Annotated in this window: 1 protein-coding gene; it reads right to left on the reverse strand. The window is 77.6% G+C overall.

The genetic code is table 11. The annotated features are described in order from the left end of the window. The coding region (locus tag MHW47_RS34925) for a condensation domain-containing protein (RefSeq protein WP_239227841.1) at nucleotides 1-2,048 on the reverse strand (2,048 nt) is incomplete at both ends.

The following is a 2,048-nucleotide window of genomic DNA, read 5'->3' on the forward strand; positions in this document are numbered from 1 at the left end:
GTCCGCCACCGCCCCCGCGAGCCGCCGGGACAGCGCGGTCGCCGTCGGATGACGGAACACGTCCCGCAGCGTCAGGTCCTGCCCGAACTCGGCACGGATGCGGTTCAGCAGCCGCACCGCCAGCAGCGAGTGCCCGCCCGACTTGAAGAAGTTGTCGTCCGGGCCGACCTCCCGCCCGTCCAGCACCTCCCGGAAGATCCCCAGCAGCCGCCCGTCCGCACCCCCGCCGTCCCCGGCCGCGGGCGCCTCCTCCGCCTCCGGTGACAGGGCCGGGTCCTCGCCCGGTCCGGGCAGCCGGGCCGCCCGCACCACTCGGTCCGGCGCCAGGTACTCCGGCAGCCGCTCGGCCGCCCAGGCCCGCACCGCCTCCCCGGCGGGCCGCGCACCCGGCGCGCACGTGACCACGGCCAGCAGCCGCCCGTCGCGGACCAGGACCCGCGCCCCCGTCACCGCCGGATGCGCCGTCAGCACGTCCTCCACCTCGCCCGGTTCCACCGGATAGCCGTTCACCGTGTGCACGGCCACCGGCCGCAGCACCCCGCAGGCGTCCCGGTACGCCCGCCGCCCCGTCGCCCGCAACCCACCGCCCGGGGCCGTCTCGTGCACCTCGCCCGGCACCCGGACCGGGACGCGGCGGCCCCGCGCGTCGAGCACTACCTGCGGACCGTCCGGCGCGGGCCGTTCCCCGTCCAGCGCGGACAGCGGCGCGCCCGGATCGGCGGCGCACGCCTCCAGCAGCGCGGCCAGCCGCCGCCCCAGCAGCCCGGCGGTGTCCGCGTCGTACAGGGCGGTCGCGTACTCCAGGACGCCCCGCAGCCCGGCCGGCGCCCCGTCCCGGTCCACCGTCTCGGTCAGCGCGAACGTCAGGTCGGACTTGGCCCCGGCGCCCCGGAACGCCACCGGCTCACCGTCCAGCGACGACCCCGCCGCCGAGGCGTCACCCGCCCCCGCCGCGTGCACCTGGAGCATCACCTGCACCAGCGGCGCGTGCGCGGACGAACGGTGCGGGCTCAGATGCTCGACGAGCCGGTCGAACGGCAGGTCCTGGTTGCTGTACGCGCCGAGACCCGCCTCCCGGACCCGGCCCACCAGCTCCGTGAACGCCGGGTCGCCCGACGTGTCGGTACGCAGCACCAGCGTGTTCACGAAGAAGCCGACGAGCGGGTGCAGCGCCTCGTCGCCCCGCCCGGCCACGGTCGTCCCGATCGCCAGGTCCTCGCCCGCCCCGTGCCGCGTCAGCAGCGCCGCGAGGGCCGCCTGCACCACCATGAACAGCGTCGCCCCGTGCTGCCGGGCGCACCGCAGCAGCGCCCGGTGCGTACCGGCGTCCACCTCGAACGGGGCGAGCGCGCCCCCGCCGTCCGGCTCGGGCCCGCGCGGCCGGTCGGTGGGCAGCGCCAGCAGCGGCGGCAGCCCCTCCAGCGCGGTCCGCCAGTACGCCAGCTGCTCGCCGGCGACGCCCTGTTCCCCGTCCAGCAACGCGTGCTGCCACAGGGTGTAGTCGGCGTACTGGACGGGAAGCGGCTCCCAGTCCGGCGCCCGGTCCGCGCACCGCGCCCGGTAGGCGCGGTCCAGGTCGGCGAGCAGGCAGCCGGTGGACCAGCCGTCCCCGGCGATGTGGTGCACCAGCAGCACCAGCACCTGGCCCCCGTCCGCCTCCTCGACCAGCCACGCCCGGAACGGGATCTCGGCCGCCAGGTCGAACACGTACCCGGCGGCGGCGTCCACGGCCGCCCGCAGCTCCCGCGCACCGTCCGCCCGCACCACCTCCAGCACCGGTTCGGCGTGCTCCAGCACCTCCTGGTACGGCTCGCCGTCCGCCGACCGGTGCACCGTGCGCAGCACCTCGTGCCGCCGTACGACGTCGGTGAGCGCGGCGGCGAACGCGGCCCGGCCGACGGGGCGGCGCAGCCGCGTCACCACCGGGATGTTGTACGTGGCGCTCGGGCCCTCCAACTGGTCGGTGAACCAGAGCCGCTGCTGCGCGGCGGACAGCGGCAGCCGCGCGGGCCGCAGCGCGTCCGGAACCGGGGCCAGCGGCGGCCGGA

Source organism: Streptomyces sp. OfavH-34-F, from assembly GCF_022347745.1.
Classification (GTDB): Bacteria; Actinomycetota; Actinomycetes; order Streptomycetales; family Streptomycetaceae; genus Streptomyces.